This is a genomic window from Vibrio sp. LaRot3 (assembly GCF_027587025.1).
GTDB lineage: Bacteria > Pseudomonadota > Gammaproteobacteria > Enterobacterales > Vibrionaceae > Vibrio.
Map to the genome: position 1 here is coordinate 422387 of NZ_JAPPTI010000001.1, position 17896 is coordinate 440282.

Annotated in this window: 18 protein-coding genes; 8 read left to right on the forward strand and 10 right to left on the reverse strand. The window is 44.1% G+C overall.

Features of this window, described 5'->3' with window-relative positions:
- Positions 1-38 precede the first annotated feature (38 nt).
- The 4 genes from OH461_RS02070 to OH461_RS02085 form a co-directional block, all read right to left on the reverse strand.
- Entirely contained in the window at positions 39-533 is a 495-nt protein-coding gene (locus OH461_RS02070; RefSeq protein ID WP_270018982.1) for a YchJ family protein, read from the reverse strand.
- Between the two features lie 68 nt (positions 534-601).
- Positions 602-1816: an EAL and HDOD domain-containing protein gene (locus tag OH461_RS02075; protein WP_270018983.1), complete on the reverse strand. Its 1215-nt coding sequence runs from the start codon at positions 1814-1816 to the stop codon at positions 602-604.
- Between the two features lie 74 nt (positions 1817-1890).
- On the reverse strand, positions 1891-2628 hold the full coding sequence (gene lpxH, locus OH461_RS02080; protein ID WP_270018984.1) for a UDP-2,3-diacylglucosamine diphosphatase: 738 nt from the start codon (positions 2626-2628) through the stop codon (positions 1891-1893).
- A gap of 100 nt (positions 2629-2728) precedes the next feature.
- Entirely contained in the window at positions 2729-3223 is a 495-nt protein-coding gene (locus OH461_RS02085) for a peptidylprolyl isomerase (RefSeq protein ID WP_260258876.1), read from the reverse strand.
- 238 nt (positions 3224-3461) lie between these two features.
- Between OH461_RS02085 and cysS the strand changes: the two genes are divergently transcribed.
- Positions 3462-4844, forward strand: a complete 1383-nt coding sequence (cysS, locus tag OH461_RS02090) for a cysteine--tRNA ligase (protein ID WP_270018985.1) — start codon at positions 3462-3464, stop codon at positions 4842-4844.
- Positions 4845-4934: 90 nt separating this feature from the next.
- A complete protein-coding gene (locus tag OH461_RS02095; RefSeq protein WP_270018986.1) occupies positions 4935-5513 on the forward strand; it encodes a thymidine kinase in 579 nt (192 codons plus the stop codon).
- An 82-nt stretch (positions 5514-5595) separates the two neighbouring features.
- On the opposite strand, the gene infA is transcribed toward OH461_RS02095, so the two are convergent.
- The 3 genes from infA to aat all read right to left on the reverse strand — a co-directional run bounded on the left by infA (position 5596) and on the right by aat (position 7312).
- Positions 5596-5814 carry a translation initiation factor IF-1 gene (gene infA / locus OH461_RS02100; RefSeq protein WP_001040192.1) on the reverse strand — a complete coding sequence of 73 codons (219 nt, stop codon included), beginning with the start codon at positions 5812-5814 and terminating at the stop codon, positions 5596-5598.
- A gap of 80 nt (positions 5815-5894) precedes the next feature.
- The gene (locus OH461_RS02105; protein ID WP_270018987.1) at positions 5895-6593 is read right to left on the reverse strand and encodes an arginyltransferase; all 699 of its coding nucleotides are present in this window, start codon (positions 6591-6593) and stop codon (positions 5895-5897) included.
- Positions 6590-7312 (reverse strand): leucyl/phenylalanyl-tRNA--protein transferase, encoded by a 723-nt coding sequence (gene aat / locus OH461_RS02110; protein WP_270018988.1) that lies wholly within the window; start codon positions 7310-7312, stop codon positions 6590-6592. Before aat ends, OH461_RS02105 begins: the two co-directional genes overlap by 4 nt.
- Positions 7313-7327: 15 nt before the next feature.
- On the opposite strand from aat, the gene OH461_RS02115 reads away from it, so the two are divergent.
- Both OH461_RS02115 and aroA read left to right on the forward strand, forming a co-directional pair.
- A complete protein-coding gene (locus tag OH461_RS02115; protein WP_270018989.1) occupies positions 7328-7786 on the forward strand; it encodes a glycine zipper 2TM domain-containing protein in 459 nt (152 codons plus the stop codon).
- Positions 7787-7944: 158 nt separating this feature from the next.
- Positions 7945-9225 (forward strand): 3-phosphoshikimate 1-carboxyvinyltransferase, encoded by a 1281-nt coding sequence (gene aroA, locus OH461_RS02120; RefSeq protein WP_270018990.1) that lies wholly within the window; start codon positions 7945-7947, stop codon positions 9223-9225.
- Positions 9226-9294: 69 nt separating this feature from the next.
- Here the strand turns inward: aroA and OH461_RS02125 are convergent, their stop codons facing one another.
- Positions 9295-9543, reverse strand: coding sequence for a YciN family protein (locus tag OH461_RS02125; RefSeq protein ID WP_260258868.1), 249 nt, complete (start codon positions 9541-9543; stop codon positions 9295-9297).
- A gap of 413 nt (positions 9544-9956) precedes the next feature.
- Between OH461_RS02125 and topA the strand changes: the two genes are divergently transcribed.
- From topA to OH461_RS02145, 4 genes are all read left to right on the forward strand, one after another.
- Positions 9957-12590, forward strand: coding sequence for a type I DNA topoisomerase (topA, locus tag OH461_RS02130; protein WP_270018991.1), 2634 nt, complete (start codon positions 9957-9959; stop codon positions 12588-12590).
- Positions 12591-13104: 514 nt separating this feature from the next.
- Positions 13105-14322, forward strand: a complete 1218-nt coding sequence (gene glgC, locus OH461_RS02135) for a glucose-1-phosphate adenylyltransferase (protein WP_270018992.1) — start codon at positions 13105-13107, stop codon at positions 14320-14322.
- Positions 14312-15772: a glycogen synthase GlgA gene (gene glgA / locus OH461_RS02140; protein WP_270018993.1), complete on the forward strand. Its 1461-nt coding sequence runs from the start codon at positions 14312-14314 to the stop codon at positions 15770-15772. Before glgC ends, glgA begins: the two co-directional genes overlap by 11 nt.
- A gap of 159 nt (positions 15773-15931) precedes the next feature.
- Complete coding sequence (locus OH461_RS02145; RefSeq protein WP_270018994.1) at positions 15932-16738, forward strand: alpha/beta fold hydrolase; 807 nt, start codon at positions 15932-15934, stop codon at positions 16736-16738.
- Here the strand turns inward: OH461_RS02145 and OH461_RS02150 are convergent.
- Positions 16713-17057: a putative signal transducing protein gene (locus OH461_RS02150; RefSeq protein ID WP_270018995.1), complete on the reverse strand. Its 345-nt coding sequence runs from the start codon at positions 17055-17057 to the stop codon at positions 16713-16715. The genes OH461_RS02145 and OH461_RS02150 overlap by 26 nt on opposite strands.
- A complete protein-coding gene (locus OH461_RS02155) occupies positions 17057-17749 on the reverse strand; it encodes a TVP38/TMEM64 family protein (RefSeq protein WP_270018996.1) in 693 nt (230 codons plus the stop codon). Before OH461_RS02155 ends, OH461_RS02150 begins: the two co-directional genes overlap by 1 nt.
- Between the last annotated feature and the right edge of the window lie 147 nt (positions 17750-17896).

Below are 17896 nucleotides of genomic sequence, written 5' to 3' on the forward strand. Positions count from 1 at the left end.
AAAAGGTAGATGAGTGATCATCTACCTTTTTTTTCGTTTTACCCGCAGCACTTTTTAAATTTTCTACCGCTGCCACAAATACAGGGGTCGTTTCGACTCACTTTGAGGCTTTGAACTGGTTGGTTTAAGCGAGGGTCTTGTTCTGGCTCAGGAAATTCACCGTCAATGTAGTACCAAAGCTCATTTTCACGAACAAAGCGAGAGCGCTCTTCTAAGCAGTACTGTTTACCCTCTTGGTTGAAGTATGCTTTGAATGTCACAAAGCCTTCATCTTCATGCGAGCTAGGCTCCGCGCTGATGACTTCCAGTTTGGCCCAGTCGCTTGCGATAGACTCGGCGATGGCATCACGTTGTTCTTCCGCTTGGCAGCTTGGGTGGTAAGTATTGATCACGTAATCGACTAAGCCTTTGACGTGGGCGCTGTAGCGAGAACGCATCAACTGCTCAGGAGTATGGGCTTGAGAATGATCTTGGTGGATAGGGTAGCAACAATCTTCATAGTGATTTGCTGCGCCGCAAGGGCATGAATTCATGGGAATACCGACATTAGCCTCAGTAGGATGAGGCTAAGTGTATTGAGCTCGATAGGGGATGTAAACCTTTACAGCTCGACGTTAAGCAGTTCGGCAGTCCATTTTACTGACTCTTCGTAACAGTTGGCGATCTGGTTTTCGTCTAGATTAAGCTGGGCAGTATAGGTTTCCACTTTATCCCATTCTGCTTTCTCATAAGCTTTAGCGAGTAATAGCAAAGTACCTAGCTTGCCTTGATGCTCTAACAGTGCATGGGTGACGGACTCTTCAATCGGCATTTCATCCACAATTTGTTTTAGTGGTCGATCGAGCAGTGAGTCGAGCAGAGAGAACATGCCTGTCAAAAACGCTTGTGACGACGATACATGCATGGACGGGCATTGCGCTATTTTTTGGCAAAATTTGGCGCGCTGCATCGACAAGGTATAGAGGTAATCGGGCTTATCGTCATTAGTGGTTGAAATGGACACCAAAGAGATAAACTTCCTTAATCGCTCTTCGCCTAGATAGATGAGCGCTTGGCGAAAAGATTCAATCTTCTTGGTAATCAAGTAAGAAGAGTTTACAAAGCTAAGTAGTTTGTATGACAAGGTGACATCTTTAGCGATTAAGTCTTCAATCTTAACGAGGTCTAATTCGCTGTTCGCCACTTCGGTAATGAGCTGAATCACAGTCAAAAGCGAAGGCTCTAAAGACTTTTTTTGAATAATCTCCGGTTTGCTAAAGAAATAGCCTTGGAAGTACTTAAATCCAGCAAGCTTGGCTTGTTCAAATTCTTCAAAGGTTTCCACTTTCTCAGCCAGAAATTCAATCTTGGTCTTAGCAAGTTTTTCAATGTAAAGCTTCGCTTTTTCGATTGGCACAATACGAATGTCAAACTTAATGATCGAAATATAAGGTAAGAATGCACGCCACTCTTTACTGGGAACAAAATCATCTAACGCGATGCGATAACCCTGTTTTGCCAGTGAGCGAACGGCGCTGAGCAGCTCGTCAGTCGGCGGACAATCTTCCAAAATCTCAACCACTAGGCTTTTAGAGGGAAATAGAGCCGGTACTTCATTGATCAAACTTAAATAAGGAAAGTTAACAAATCCAAGTTTGTCACCAATGGCGTCTTGTTGGGCGGTTAAGAAATGATCGGAAAGAAGTCGGCTAGTCGCTAAGTTAGGATCAATATCTGGAAAGGAGTTATTAGGCCCATCTCGGAACAATAGTTCGTAGGCAATCGTTTTCTTTTCGATGTCTAATATGGGCTGTCGAGCGAAGTAAGAGTATTTCAAGATATACATCAACCTAGGTTTTATCTAAGCGAATGATAAGCGATATAACAATTATTACTTTGAACTAGTTCAAACTAACATTGTTCGGTATCAAAACTACGGGTCTCAAGCGCTTGTTTTTCCGTGTTACAAGACAAAATTGAACCGTGTTCGTACCAATCTCCGAGAACTATTCGTGTCATCTTTTGGCCGTTTGAATCAAAATGATGCATATTTGGTCTGTGTGTATGACCATGGATCATCAGATCAACCTGATGCTGTTGCATCACTTTGACGACTTCACTCGGAGTAACGTCCATAATATCAAGGCTTTTATTTTTCTTGTCACTGCGCGCGCCCATCTGAATTTTACGCACGATTTTTCGTTTGATGAACATCGGAATACGGTTGAACAACCATTGTAACCAAGGTTGATTCACCTTAGCGCGAAACTCTAGGTATTTGGTGTCTAACGTGCAAAGTGTATCGCCGTGCAAAAGCACCGCTTTTCTACCGTATAAATCGATGACGGTTTCATCGCCTAAAAGCTGAATTCCGGTCTGCTTTGCAAAGCGTTTTCCGACTAAGAAATCTCGGTTGCCTTTAGTAAAATAGCAAGGTACGCCGTTGTCCGTTAAATGTTTGAACTCGGCACGAACCATGTTCGCAAAGTCACTTTTGTCGTCATCGCCAACCCAAAAATCGAATAGATCGCCGAGTACGTATAGGGCATCCGCTGTTATCGCTTCTTTGCGCATGAAATTGATGAAGCAGCGATTAATCTCAGGCGTTGAGGGGGATAGGTGTAAATCAGCAATGAAAAGAGTGGTCATGCAAAACCTGTAGTAAACCAGCGTTATAGAAAGTGTAAGCGAAAAGAGCCATTAGATAAATGAAAGGGTGCCGTAGCACCCTTATCTAGACTGGTTCGAATTATTCTTCGATTGTCGCGCCAGTAATTACCACGTCTTCTAGTGGTACATCTTGGTGCATGCCGTAAGAGCCAGTGCTTACACCTTTGATTTGGTTTACTACGTCCATGCCTTCAACAACTTCAGCAAATACACAGTAACCCCAACCATCTAGGCTTTCGCTACGGAAATCTAGGAAAGTGTTGTTGTTTACGTTGATGAAGAACTGAGAGCTAGCAGAATGCGGTTCCATAGTACGAGCCATTGCTAGCGTACCTACTTTGTTGCTTAGACCGTTGTTTGCTTCGTTCTTGATTGGTGCGCGTGAAGCTTTTTCACGTAGACCAGACTCCATACCACCACCTTGGATCATGAAACCATCGATTACACGGTGGAAAAGAGTGTTGTCGTAGAAACCATCACGGCAGTACTGTAGGAAGTTTGCACAAGTTTCAGGCGCTTTCTCTTCGTTAAGCTGAACTTTGATGTCACCAAAATTAGTGTGAAGGGTGATCATGATTATGTCCTTTACATTGGTTTTTTATATGTGTCTAACAGGTTGTTGAACCAAGGGTTCAACAAGCAAACTCTGATTCTATCGTAAGTTTTGTCGTTTTAATACGTGAAAAGTGGTCGGTGAGATTTGAATATCGGCGTTTATGCGGTGTTTTTGAACATTTCAGGGATTACGTAACCGATGTCAAATTGATATACTCAAACACTCATTTTATTTCACCCACTTAAAGATAGAGATCATGTTAAAGATATATAACACACTCACAAGACAGAAAGAGGAATTCAAACCAATCAATGCTGGCAAAGTTGGCATGTATGTCTGTGGGGTAACCATCTACGATCTCTGTCACATCGGCCACGGCCGCACCTTCGTTTCTTTTGATGTTGTTTCTCGTTACCTACGTTACCTAGGCTACGATCTGACTTTTGTTCGTAACATCACTGACATTGATGACAAAATCATCAAACGTGCAAACGAAAACGGTGAGAGCTGTGACTCACTCACTGAGCGCCTCATTGGTGAAATGCACGCTGACTTCGACGCGCTAAATATGAAGCGCCCAGATGTTGAGCCGCGTGCAACTGAATACATTGCAGAGATCATTGCGCTAGTTGAAAAGCTAATCGAACGTGGTTTTGCTTATGTTGCTGATAACGGTGACGTTATGTTTGAAATCGCGAAATACGATGAATACGGCAAACTGTCTCGTCAAGATCTAGAGCAGCTGCAAGCTGGTGCTCGCGTTGAGATTGAAACAGCGAAACGCAGTTCGTTAGATTTCGTGCTTTGGAAGATGTCTAAGCCAGGTGAACCAACATGGGAATCTCCATGGGGCCCAGGTCGCCCAGGCTGGCACATCGAATGTTCAGCGATGAACTCTTCTATTCTAGGTAACCATTTCGACATTCACGGTGGTGGTTCTGACCTTACGTTCCCACATCACGAGAACGAAATCGCTCAATCATGCTGTGCGCACGGTACTGATTACGTGAACACTTGGATGCATAGTGGCATGGTAATGGTTGATCGAGAGAAGATGTCTAAGTCTCTTGGTAACTTCTTTACTATCCGCGACGTGTTATCTCACTACGATGCAGAGACAGTTCGTTACTTCCTGATGTCTGGTCACTACCGTAGTCAACTAAACTACAGTGAAGAAAACCTAAACCAAGCACGCGCATCTCTTGAGCGCCTATACACTGCTCTACGTGGTTTGGATCTATCAATTTCAGCGGCTGGTGGTGAAGAGTATGTCTCTCGCTTTACAGAAGCAATGAACGATGACTTCAATACACCAGAAGCGTACTCAGTGCTGTTCGATATGGCGCGTGAAATTAACCGTCTGAAAACAGAAAATGTTGAACAAGCAAGTGCACTAGGTTCGCTAATGCGTGAGCTAGCAGATGTGATTGGTATTCTTCACCAAGACCCTGAAGCCTTCTTAAAAGGCGATGCAGGCAGTGATGATGAAGTGGCTGAGATCGAAGCGCTAATTAAATTGCGCAATGACTCGCGTGCTAATAAAGATTGGGCGAACGCCGATATGGCTCGTGATAAGCTGACAGAAATGGGCATCGTGCTGGAAGATGGGGCTGAGGGCACGACTTGGCGTCGTAAGTAACAACGTAAAACAATATTCTAAAGGGCTGAGTATTCAGCCCTTTTTGTTAGATTTTACTAGATTCATAATATTTTAAGCGGGAAACAATCAGTGGCACAGATGTACTTTTATTACTCTGCAATGAACGCAGGTAAGTCCACAACTCTTCTTCAATCCTCTTTTAACTACCAAGAACGTGGTATGAACCCAGTGATTTTTACAGCAGCACTGGATGATCGCTATGGTATAGGTAAAGTAAGCTCTCGTATTGGTTTGCAGTCAGATGCTCAGCTGTTTAACGCAGAAAGTGATTTGTTTGCGGATATCGCAGCCTTAAACGAACAGGAAAAGCGTCATTGTATTTTGGTCGATGAGTGTCAGTTTTTGAGTAAAGAGCAAGTTTACCAATTAACCGAAGTGGTTGATAAACTGAACATTCCAGTATTGTGTTATGGCTTAAGAACCGATTTCTTAGGTGAGTTGTTTGAAGGCAGTAAATACCTTCTGTCATGGGCTGATAAACTGATTGAGCTGAAGACAATTTGCCATTGCGGCCGCAAAGCCAACATGGTGATTCGTACTGATGAACATGGTGTTGCGATTGCGGAAGGCGATCAAGTCGCGATTGGCGGTAACGACCGATATGTATCGGTATGTCGTCAGCACTATAAAGAAGCGCTAAATAAATAGCAGACACAAAAAACGGAGCCATTGGCTCCGTTTTTTGTTGTATTCGACTAATCTAATGTGCCTTGTTTAAGCACTTGAGAGATTAACGAGCACGGAAGACGATGCGGCCTTTTGATAGGTCGTATGGAGTCATCTCTACAGTTACTTTGTCACCAGTAAGAATACGGATGTAGTTCTTACGCATTTTACCAGAGATGTGAGCAGTAACTACGTGGCCGTTTTCTAGCTCAACACGGAACATTGTGTTTGGTAGAGTATCAAGGACAGTGCCTTGCATCTCAATTACGTCTTCTTTAGCCATTTAATCCTCTTTATAAAATGGATAATTTCGACCGGCTTCTTGCGCCGATAAAAATGAATTAAGTAAAGTTGGGGCGTATTCTACCCTTGCCAAGTTTGATTTACTAGCCTTTGATGATGCTGAAACCGGACTTTGTAGTTCATTGCTGAACATTCGTCGATTTGATACCCAAGATAGAGCCACTGTTTTCCAAGTCTGCGACAGTATTCCAACTGTAATAGTACGCCGAATGTACCGAGTGAAATATCATAATCGGGGTCAAAAAAGGTGTAAAACGCACTGACGCTGTTTGAGAGCACATCAGTCACTGCAATGCCGATCAGCTTGTCTTGATCGTAGAAATGTAAATACTGCGTATTGAGCCACGAGCATGTTGAGAATTGATTGAAGCTATCATGGTTCGGCGGGTACATAGAACCATGGCGATGACGTTTTTCAATATAGCGAGAATAGAGCGATTGCCATTCTTGGTCCATGCTCTCTTTGAGTTGCCAATGGTAGGTTTTACACTTGCTCAGAATACGCTTTTGGCTGCGAGATGGCGTGAAACTGGGCACTGAAATGCGAATTGCTTGGCATGATTGGCAATGCTCACAATGGGGTTTATAGATTGTGTCTCCGCTGCGTCTAAATCCATTGGCGAGCAAAACCTCATAATTTGATGAACAGTGCAGCGTTGGATCTAAGGCGACGGCCACGCGCTCTTCTCTATCGGCAAGATAGCTGCAAGGATGGCTAGTCGATAGGCCAATTCTAATTTGCTGTAAGTCAGAACTCATTTTAGACAATGCTCTGGATGATCAAGCCATTGTGGGACAAAACAGTGCTCCTCTAACGATTTTTCTCTTAAGGATAGCAGGCTTTGCATGAAATCATCACGTTCGAGCTCTGTTGCCCCTAGCGACTCGGTGTGTGGATTGAGCACTTGGCAGTCGATTAGCTCACCTCCGTGGCGGCTAAAATGAGCGCAGAAGTGCCAAAGCGCAATCTTGGATGCATTGGTCGCGGTACTAAACATGGATTCACCGCAAAAGAGCCTGCCCACTGAAATCCCATATAAGCCACCAACAAGTTGGTTTTCTTGCCATACTTCTACAGAGTGACATTTGCCGAGTTTAGCGAGAGCTTTATAAGCGTTACGCATATCTTCGTTGAGCCATGTTTCTTCTGAAGGGCGTAAAGACGCACAATAATCAATCACTTGCTCGGTAGCGCGATTAATGCTGACAGAATATTGGTGCTTTCTTTGAAATTTTCTAAGACTTTTTGCGGGGGCAAATGTCTTAGGAGTAAAGATGGCTCGCGGAGAAGGGCTCCACCATAAAATCGGTTCACCAGGGCCATACCAAGGGAAAATACCATTTTGGTAGCCAATTAAAATCCGCTTTGGGTTAAGATCGCCACCAAAAGCAAGTAAACCGTTCGGATCTTCTAGTGCCCCATAAGGGGATGGAAAAGCAAAACTATCGCTTTCAAGTTCGGTCAGATAAATCGCCATGATGAGGAACTAATTATGTTTAAAAACTGGCTATGGATATTATTGATTTTTCCCTTGTTTGCCAATGCAGCGTACGAGAGAAATGTAGCAAGACCTGTCAATGAAGTGGTATTTGGTAAGGTTGACTCGGTTCGATACTTAACTCAGCAAGATATTGTTAAAGCGGAAAGTAACGGCTGGGAGACTTTTCTGGGCGCAGTGGTTGGTGGTGTGATCGGTAATCAATTTGGGGGCGGCTCTGGTAAAGAAGTGGCCACGGCAGTAGGCGCGGTTGCGGGCGCAAGTATTGCTCGTAATCGTGCTAATCAAGTGTATCGAGTCGAATATAAACTGGTTGAGTTGTTGATTGAAACCGAAGATAAACGGCTCATTAACGTGATACAAGATGTCGACAGTGCCATGTTGTTTTCGCGAGGCGACAGAGTACGTATTCTTTACTTTAATGACGGTGTTCGAGTCGATAAAGAGTATTGATTCCCTCTATATATAGAAGGCAAATGGATAGCGGGAAAAATAGTCGCGCTGAAAGCTTTTTTGCTCTGGTTTTAAGTAAGGTTTTTCGATAGTCTGAAACTACGAAGAATTTTTCATCGCTCTTATGGAAGTGAGCGAGCAAGGAATAGTAGTTTTTAATGGAAAGCCTTACGTTACAACCAATTAATAAAGTCGATGGTGAGGTTAACTTACCGGGTTCAAAAAGTGTGTCTAATCGCGCTCTGTTACTGGCAGCGCTAGCAAAAGGCACTACACGTCTTACTAACCTTCTTGATAGTGACGATATTCGTCATATGCTGAATGCCCTAACACAGTTAGGCGTTTCTTATAAGCTGTCTGCCGATAAAACTGAATGTGAAGTCCAAGGTTTAGGTGGTGCGTTTGATAGTGCGAAGTCGTTAGAGCTGTTTCTCGGTAATGCAGGTACAGCAATGCGTCCACTTGCTGCTGCCTTGTGCTTGGGTAAAGGCGAATACGTATTAACGGGTGAACCGCGCATGAAAGAGCGCCCAATCGGTCACCTTGTTGATGCGTTGAAGCAAGCCGGTGCTCATGTCGAGTATTTAGAGAACGAAAACTATCCACCGCTTAAGATTCAAGGTACTGGCCTTGCAGGTGGTACGGTTGAGATTGATGGTTCAATTTCAAGCCAGTTCTTAACCGCATTTTTGATGTCGGCACCGCTGGCAAAAGATGATGTAACGATCAATATTGTCGGAGAGTTAGTTTCTAAGCCGTACATTGATATCACATTGCACATCATGAAGCAGTTCGGGGTGGAAGTAGATAATCGCAATTACCAACAGTTTGTGATTAGAGCTGGCCAGCAGTATGTTGCCCCTGGTGATTTCCTCGTTGAAGGGGATGCTTCATCAGCTTCTTACTTCCTAGCTGCAGCTGCGATAAAAGGCGGTGCAATTAAGGTGACGGGGATTGGCAAAAACAGTATTCAAGGTGATATTCAGTTTGCTGATGCGCTAGAAAAAATGGGCGCGCAGATTGAATGGGGCGACGATTACGTTATTTCTCGCGTGGGTGAATTGAATGCGGTCGATATGGATTTCAATCATATTCCAGATGCCGCAATGACGATTGCAACCACAGCACTGTTTGCGAAAGGGACGACTGCCATTCGTAATGTGTACAACTGGCGCGTAAAAGAGACAGATCGCTTGTCAGCCATGGCGACAGAGCTTCGTAAAGTGGGTGCAGAAGTGGAAGAGGGTGAAGATTACATTATCGTTACTCCGCCTGCGCAGTTAACTCATGCGGCGGTTGATACGTATGATGACCACCGTATGGCAATGTGTTTCTCTTTGGTTGCGCTGAGTGACACACCAGTGACTATCAAAGATCCAAAATGTACTTCGAAAACATTCCCAGACTACTTCGATAAATTGGCTGCGCTAAGCTGCTAATTTGATGAATCGGGGTGAAAAACAAAAGCCAGAGCGATTGCTCTGGCTTTTTATTGTTTGCGGGGCGGCTTACTTTTCTAACGTAAACTCTTTTGATAAATGATGCGCAAGGTACTTAAACATATTGAACACAGCTGTTGTGTTCATGGTTGGTAGACCGTTGTCATCTAAGAAGTAGTTGCCTTTAAAAACCAGCACGCCTTCTTTTTCTTCTACGCTGTCAGCGCGCATACCTTCGATAAAATCGTCGTGCTCTTGGATGATTTGGTTGGCAATTAATAGCAGATCAAACTGAGAAATAGCTTTTTTTTCGCTCATGACTTATACCTGTTGATAGGGCGATAATTGCGGGCGATTGTATGCCTTCATTGGCTAAATTTCCAATAACTTGCGCGATTTTTCTTTATAGCGAGAAAGAAAATGTTTTGTGACGGGCAACATAAATCTGTCTTCTGGGTTGGCAGAATTGTAATCGTCCCGTTTAGTATGTGGCACTTCTTGATACGCAATGAATTCTCGGCCTCGTCCTTTCTATCATTGTTACTACAGCGACTCGCTCTTATCGGACTAATCGTCGATTTGTCGAGCAGTCAAAAGTTAAATTTAAAAAAGATATTGATCTTCTCGTCATCTCGCTCGATAGTAAAAAAAGAAGCAATATTTGAAGTATGTTGTGCGTTATTTGTATTAAGCTATAGCGCATAAGTCATTAAAGGACACTTGAGTCAGTTATGGGTAAGTCACTCGTTATTGTGGAGTCGCCAGCCAAGGCGAAGACCATCAATAAATATCTCGGAAAAGACTTCATCGTAAAGTCTAGTGTGGGTCACGTACGTGATCTCCCGACTGCTGGGCAAAGCACCGGCCAAAAAGCGGCAGCAATTTCAACCAAAGGCATGAGTGCCGAAGAAAAAGCGCGCATTAAAAAAGAAAAAGATCGTAAATCGCTTATCAAGAAGATGGGCATCGATCCTTACAATGGCTGGGATGCTAACTATCAAGTTCTGCCGGGCAAAGAGAAAGTGGTTGCCGAGTTACAGAAACTGGCGAAAGACGCAGACAGCGTTTATCTCGCAACCGATTTAGACCGCGAGGGAGAGGCTATCGCTTGGCACCTTCGTGAGATCATCGGTGGCGATGAAGAGCGATACAAACGCGTAGTGTTTAACGAAATTACTAAAAACGCGATTCAGCAAGCTTTCCAGAAACCTGGTGAGTTAAGCATGGATGGTGTTAATGCTCAGCAAGCACGTCGCTTTATGGACCGTGTTGTTGGCTTCATGGTTTCCCCACTGCTTTGGAAAAAAGTAGCGCGCGGCCTATCGGCTGGTCGTGTTCAATCGGTAGCGGTTAAGTTACTGGTTGAGCGTGAACGAGAAATCAAAGCATTCATTCCAGAAGAGTTCTGGGATGTACACGCAAACACCAAAACTCAAGATAAAACTGACTTCCGTTTGCAAGTTGCACAGAAAGACGGGGTTGCGTTTAAGCCTGTCAATGAAGCTGAAACAAACGCTGCGCTATCAGTGCTTGAGAAAGCGCAATATGAAGTGTGTAAGCGTGAAGACCGCCCAACTTCAAGCAAACCGTCAGCCCCATTTATTACTTCAACATTGCAGCAAGCAGCGAGTACTCGTCTAGGCTACGGTGTTAAGAAGACCATGATGCTTGCTCAGCGTTTGTACGAAGCAGGTTACATCACTTATATGCGTACCGACTCGACGAACTTGAGTTCGGAAGCGGTAGATACTGTACGTGGTTTCATTGAAAACGAATTTGGTGAGGCGTACTTGCCATCAAATCCAATTCGTTACGGCAGCAAAGAAGGCGCACAAGAAGCGCACGAAGCGATTCGTCCTTCTGATGTGGCTGTTAAAGCGGACGACCTAAATGGTATGGAAGCAGATGCGCACAAGCTGTACGCGCTAATTTGGAATCAGTTTGTTGCGTGTCAGATGACACCTGCAAAATACGATTCAACCACTGTAAGCGTGAAAGCGGCTGAGTACACGCTAAAAGCGAAAGGTCGTATTCTGAAGTTTGATGGTTGGACTCGTGTACAGCGTCCACTAGGTAAAAACGAAGACCAAATTCTGCCTGCAGTACAAGTCGGTGACAAAGTTGATCTGCAAAGCTTAGAGCCTAAGCAGCACTTTACTAAGCCACCAGCACGCTTTACTGAAGCCGCATTGGTAAAAGAATTAGAGAAGCGTGGCATTGGCCGTCCTTCTACTTACGCCTCTATCATCTCAACCATTCAAGATCGTGGTTATGTAAAAGTTGAGCAGCGTCGTTTCTATGCAGAAAAGATGGGTGAGATTGTTACAGACCGTCTAGATGGTAGCTTTAATGAGCTAATGAACTATGAGTTCACATCTAAAATGGAAGAGAAGTTAGACCAAATTGCGGAAGGTGATGCAAATTGGAAAGGCGTTCTAGATAACTTCTTCACCGACTTCTCTGGCGCATTAGAGCAGGCAGAGCAAGACGAAGAACAAGGTGGTATGAAGCCTAATCATATCGTTTACACCGATATCGAGTGTCCTACTTGTTCGCGTGAAATGGGTATCCGCACGGCATCAACCGGTGTATTCCTAGGTTGTTCTGGCTATGCGTTACCGCCAAAAGAGCGTTGTAAAACCACAATCAACTTAGGTGATGAAGATGGCATTATTAATGTTCTTGAGGAAGACGTAGAGACAGCAGCTCTGCGTGCTAAGAAACGTTGCCCAATTTGTGAAACGGCAATGGATGCTTACCTCATTGATGATAAGCGCAAGCTACATGTTTGTGGTAACAACCCGAACTGTGAAGGCTATGTGGTAGAGCACGGCGAATACAAAGTGAAAGGTTACGATGGCCCAGTTGTTGAGTGTGACAAATGTGGCAGTGACATGGTGCTTAAGAATGGTCGTTTCGGTAAGTACATGGATTGCACCAGCGAAACGTGTAAGAACACTCGTAAGATTCTGAAGAATGGCGAAGTTGCTCCACCGAAAGAAGATCCAGTGCATATCCCTGAGCTTCCATGTGAAAACTCAGATGCGTACTTTGTTCTTCGTGATGGTGCGTCAGGTCTATTCTTAGCGGCCAGCACATTCCCTAAATCACGCGAAACTCGCGCGCCATTAGTGGAAGAGTTAGTTCGCTTTAAAGATCGTATTTCGCCTAAGTTCCATTACTTAACAGAAGCGCCAGCTCAAGACCCTGATGGTCTACCAATGGTTGTACGCTTTAGCCGTAAGTCAAAAGAGAACTATGTTCGCTCTGAGGTGGATGGCAAGCCTTCTGGTTACACTGCGTTGTATATCGATGGTAAGTGGGAAATCACTGACAAGCGCAAAAAGCCAGCGAAGAAGAAATAACCACTCAAAGTAGAGTGACAGCAAAAAAGCAGCGATTAATCGCTGCTTTTTTTATGGGCAAAATTTGCGGTTTTAATAACCAATATTGAACTGATAATTCGCATTATTAGCTCTTTATAAGGAACGAGGTTCTGCAAGCTATTCATTGTCGCAGCTTAAATTGCCAGTCACAAAAGTGACACTTGCCAAATGTATTATAAAACCTGCAACAACAAGGCGAGCGAGGTCATCTGCTTGTATTTGTGATGTTAAAAAGCTGTATGCCGCAAAGGTCAATATGTGATCTAGGTCAGGTGGTTGAAAAGCAACCTGTGAGCGTCGAGAGGTATAGCGTATTTTAAATTGTATTCTTTCTCAGATGCGATAACTTAATAAACAACGGCTTGCACAAGAAAGGGTAGAAACTGCCCAATATAATAACAGCGCCTAAAAATCTGGGTATATCCCAATACAAGGAAAAAGATGGACTAGCAATTAGCTCATCTAGGCAAAAAAATAATATGGAGAATAACGAATGGCTGGTGTTTTAGGAATGATCCTTGCTGGTGGAGAGGGCTCTCGTCTACGCCCTTTAACTGAATCCCGCAGTAAACCTTCGGTTCCTTTTGGCGGAAGCTACCGCCTTATTGATTTCGCTTTAAACAACTTTATCAACGCTGATTTAATGCGCATTTATGTGCTGACTCAGTTCAAATCTCAATCCCTGTTCCATCACTTGAAAAAAGGCTGGAATATCAACGGTATTACCGACCGATTTATCGACCCAATCCCAGCGCAAATGCGTACGGGAAAACGTTGGTACGAAGGTACGGCAGATGCTATCTATCAAAATATTCGCTTTATGGAATTGGCTGAACCAGACCAAGTCTGTATTTTCGGTTCAGACCATATTTATAAGATGGATATTAAGCAAATGCTGGATTTCCATAAAGATAAAGAAGCGTCTTTGACGGTTTCTGCGCTGCGCATGCCTTTATCAGAAGCGTCACAATTTGGCGTGATTGAGGTCGATGCGGAAGGTCGTATGATTGGCTTCGAAGAAAAACCTCAGAATCCTAAATCTATCCCGGGGGATGCAGAACACGCTTTGGTCTCAATGGGTAACTACATCTTTGAAGCTCAAACACTGTTTTCTGAATTGATTGAAGATGCCGATAAACCAGATTCGAGCCACGACTTTGGTAAAGACATCATTCCAAATATGTTCCCTCGTGGTGATGTATTTGTTTACGACTTTAGCACCAACAAAATTACAGGTGAGAAAGAAGAAGTCTACTGGCGTGATGTAGGTACTATTGATGCTTACTGGCAAGCACATATGGACTTGTTAAAGAAAGACGCTCCGTTCTCGCTCTACAACCGTACATGGCCTCTGCATACTTATTACCCGCCGTTGCCGCCAGCGACGTTTACCGATTCCGACAACGGTCGTGTTCAAATCATCGATAGTTTGGTTTGTAATGGTAGCTTGGTGCGTGGCTCTCGTATTGAAAAGTCAGTACTGGGTTTCCGCAGTAATATCGCATCGACATGCGATATCAGCGAGAGTATCTTGTTAGGCGACGTAAAGGTCGGTGAGGGCTGTGTGCTACGCCGCGTGATCGTTGATAAAAACGCAGACATTGCCCCTGGCACTCAAATTGGTGTCAACCTACAAGAAGATCGCAAGAAGTACCACGTGTCAGAGGATGGCATTGTGGTGATCGCTAAAGGAGAAAAAGTTGGCTACTGAGAATTTATCGATTCTATTTGTAGCCTCGGAAGTTGAAGGACTAATCAAGAGCGGTGGCTTGGCTGATGTAGCCAAGGCACTGCCTGAAGCCCTCCGAGCGCTAAATCAAGATGCAAGAATTTGTCTTCCTGCCTATAGTAAAATCCCAAATATAAATGATGCGCCAATCGTGCTTGATACCAAGCTAGATTTTGCGCCTTATACACCTTATCAAGTTCGTGAACTCTCTGTTGGTGAAACGCCAGTTTACGCCATTGCGTGTCATCAATATTTCAGCCGCGAAGAGATGTACTCAGAGTACAATCAAGCATACCCAGACAACGGTGAGCGATTTGCGTTTTTTAGCGCAGCGAGCTTGGATATGTTGCCTAAGCTGGGTTTCCAACCCAATATCGTTCATGCCAATGATTGGCACACAGGTTTCGTACCGTTTTTCTTGAAGCATCGTTATCACGCGAATCCATTCTTTGCTAATACCAAGAGCGTTATTTCAATTCATAACGCGGTGTTTAAAGGTGTGTTCAGCTATGAAGAGTTGCAATCTGTACCAGAAATGAAGCAGCGTTTTGCCCCTGATGCAGAAGTGAGCTCTACTCATGTGACCATGTTAAAAGCGGGGGTGATGACCGCAGATAAGATCAATGCAGTGAGTCCAACTTACGCTCAAGAGCTTAAAACGGATCTTGGTAGCCATGGTATGGCGCAAGAGTTCCAATATCGTGCAGACGATATAGTGGGCATCTTGAATGGCTGCGATTACTCGGCTTGGAGCCCTGAAACAGACAGCCTTATCCCAATCAACTACAAAGCCAACCGTCAAAGCATGACTCGTGGTAAAAATGCCTGTAAAAAAGCGTTGCAAGAGCGTGTTGGTTTGCCTGTCCGCGATGTGGCAATGTATGGCATGGTGTGTCGACTCACTAACCAGAAAGGCGTGCATTACTTGTTGCCTATTTTGGAGCGTTTCTTAAAGCATGATGTGCAGATGACCATTGTCGGCACTGGTGACCCGCTACTGGCGTCTCATCTAAAACATATTGCCTCAGGTTATCCTGATAAGATCATGTTTGTAGAAGCGTACGACAATCAGCTAGCGCACTTGGTCGAAGCGGGATCTGATTTCTTCTTGATGCCTTCTGAATTCGAACCTTGTGGGTTGAACCAGATTTATTCAATGGCTTATGGCACCCTGCCTATCGTGCGTGGGGTAGGTGGTTTGAAAGACAGTGTGGTTGACTACGAGCAGCAACCTGATCAAGCGACTGGATTTATCTTCAACGATCCTGACCCAATTGAACTGTTGTTGGTGTTGCAACGTTCACTACTTCTTTATGCACAACAACCGCAAGAAGTGAAGCGCTTGCAGTTGTACGCCATGGAACAAGAGTTCTCTTGGCAACGTGCCGCAGACGAGTATTTATCGCTCTATCACAGCGCATTTCGCTACTGAGTCGATACTCTAAAGTTAAACAATTAGGCGTCTATTGACGCCTTTTTTTACATTTTTATCGTCTTGACTCCACATAAATTGACCTAAGCTGAATTAAGGATTCACAACTTTGTGATAGTCTGCTTTTCTTTTTTCTAGATAACATTCGAATAATAATAGATGTCGACGAGTAACGAATTACTGTTTCATAAAACCTATCCACACCCCGATAGCAAAGAGTGGGTAGTCTTTGTTCATGGTGCTGGGGGCAGTTCATCTATTTGGTTTAAGCAAATCAAAGCGTATAAGCAACATTTTAACTTGTTGCTGATTGACCTTCGCGGTCACGGAAAATCCAATCAATTGTTAAAAGAGCTCATGACTAATCGCTATACCTTCAAAGCGGTAACGATGGACATCTTAAAAGTGCTGGATCACCTTAAAATACAGTCTGCTCATTTTGTCGGTATGTCTTTGGGAACAATCATTGTTCGTAACCTAGCGGAGCTTGCGACTGAACGAGTTAAATCGATGGTCTTAGGTGGGGCAGTGACTCGCCTAGATACGCGCTCTCAGGTGTTGGTTAAGGTAGGCAATATGTTTAAACACATCGTGCCTTACATGTGGTTGTATAGCTTGTTTGCTTACATTGTGATGCCGCAACGTACTCAGAAACAATCACGTCACTTATTTATTCGTGAAGCGAAGAAGTTGTGTCAGAAAGAGTTTAAACGCTGGTTTAGGTTAGCTTCTGAAGTAAACCCACTAATGCGTTACTTTAAAGAGAAGGAGATACCAGTCCCAACTCTTTATCTGATGGGCGACAAAGACTATATGTTCATTAAACCTGTCAAAGAGATGGTTGCCGCTCATCATAAAAGCCAGCTACATGAAATTGAAAACTGTGGTCATGTTTGCAACATTGAACGCCCAGATGAGTTCAATCACCACTCGATTAACTTTATTCAGCAGCAGGTTGTGAGTTAAGCGCTACCGGCTCTGCACAAGCTTCACCACATTGCCAACAAATTGCGAACTGAGCTTCATTGCTTTCGCCGCATTGTTGGCATTGCCAGGGTTGCTGATCGTGATGAGTTTGTTGAAATTGTTGGATAAGCGCTTTTGATTGCGCGCTTTGGCTTGCATCTAATAGCCAAACATAAGGCTCGCTGGTCTCACCAAAGGGGAGTTCTCCTTGCAGGCCGAAAATACCTTCACCTCTTACCTCACAATCAATGTTATGCGATCGTAGAAGCTCACAGACAATGTGAGCTTCGGGCGGGTTAGCTGCAGAGTAAACTTTCACTAAGCGCCTCCATTTTGCGTTTCAGGCGACTGTTTGAATTTCGCCATCACCCATTTGGCAATGATAGGGAACACGCCTAATAGGGCGAATGACGCCAATACTGACGGCGATACAATGCCAGATAAGCTTTCAATTTGTGCCAGTTGAGTACCGGCATTAAGGTAAACCGCTGTGCCCGGTAGCATCCCAATTTGGCTTACTAGATAAAAACGAGCGGTTGAAATCGGTGTAAGCCCCATCAGTAGGTTGATTAGGAAAAATGGGAATACGGGGATAAGGCGTAGCGAGAATAAGTAGAAGGCACCATCACGCCCAACACCTTGGTTAATCGCATTGAGTTTGTCACCAAACTTCCCTTGTACCCAATCACGCAGCAAGAATCGACTGCTTAGGAAAGCAAGAGTGGCGCCTAAGGTGCTCGCGAATGATACCAATAGCAAACTGGTCCAAAAGCCAAACAGGGCAGCACCAAGTAAAGTGACTACCGCCGCCCCGGGGATAGAAAACGCAGTAATCGCGACGTAAGTGGCAAAGTAAATCGCTGCCGCAACGAGGAAGTTTTCACTGATGAAATCGGCTAACGCTGCTTGTTGTGCTTTGGCGTTTTCGAGAGTGAACTGATCGCCAAATTGAGTGATGAGCAGTGCGATGAGTGCGATAAGGATAATGCCTAATATCAGTTTTTTATTCATCTCTTCCTTCCCCTGAGCTTTATTCTTTTATGTTTAGTTTGGTCTATGTTTGTATTAGGTATCAAGTTTGCTAATCAATCTTTTCGACCACTTAAAGTATAAGAACTTCAAAGTCATAAAAAACTTTCAAAAAAAAGCCAGCGATTA

Coding starts and splice junctions, on each gene's coding strand:
- OH461_RS02070 (WP_270018982.1), bottom strand. CDS start 533: ATGAATTCATGCCCTTGCGGCGCAGCAAATCACTATGAAGATTGTTGC.
- lpxH (WP_270018984.1), bottom strand. CDS start 2,628: ATGACCACTCTTTTCATTGCTGATTTACACCTATCCCCCTCAACGCCT.
- OH461_RS02085 (WP_260258876.1), bottom strand. CDS start 3,223: ATGATCACCCTTCACACTAATTTTGGTGACATCAAAGTTCAGCTTAAC.
- cysS (WP_270018985.1), top strand. CDS start 3,462: ATGTTAAAGATATATAACACACTCACAAGACAGAAAGAGGAATTCAAA.
- infA (WP_001040192.1), bottom strand. CDS start 5,814: ATGGCTAAAGAAGACGTAATTGAGATGCAAGGCACTGTCCTTGATACT.
- OH461_RS02105 (WP_270018987.1), bottom strand. CDS start 6,593: ATGAGTTCTGACTTACAGCAAATTAGAATTGGCCTATCGACTAGCCAT.
- aat (WP_270018988.1), bottom strand. CDS start 7,312: ATGGCGATTTATCTGACCGAACTTGAAAGCGATAGTTTTGCTTTTCCA.
- OH461_RS02115 (WP_270018989.1), top strand. CDS start 7,328: ATGTTTAAAAACTGGCTATGGATATTATTGATTTTTCCCTTGTTTGCC.
- aroA (WP_270018990.1), top strand. CDS start 7,945: ATGGAAAGCCTTACGTTACAACCAATTAATAAAGTCGATGGTGAGGTT.
- OH461_RS02125 (WP_260258868.1), bottom strand. CDS start 9,543: ATGAGCGAAAAAAAAGCTATTTCTCAGTTTGATCTGCTATTAATTGCC.
- topA (WP_270018991.1), top strand. CDS start 9,957: ATGGGTAAGTCACTCGTTATTGTGGAGTCGCCAGCCAAGGCGAAGACC.
- glgC (WP_270018992.1), top strand. CDS start 13,105: ATGGCTGGTGTTTTAGGAATGATCCTTGCTGGTGGAGAGGGCTCTCGT.
- OH461_RS02145 (WP_270018994.1), top strand. CDS start 15,932: ATGTCGACGAGTAACGAATTACTGTTTCATAAAACCTATCCACACCCC.
- OH461_RS02155 (WP_270018996.1), bottom strand. CDS start 17,749: ATGAATAAAAAACTGATATTAGGCATTATCCTTATCGCACTCATCGCA.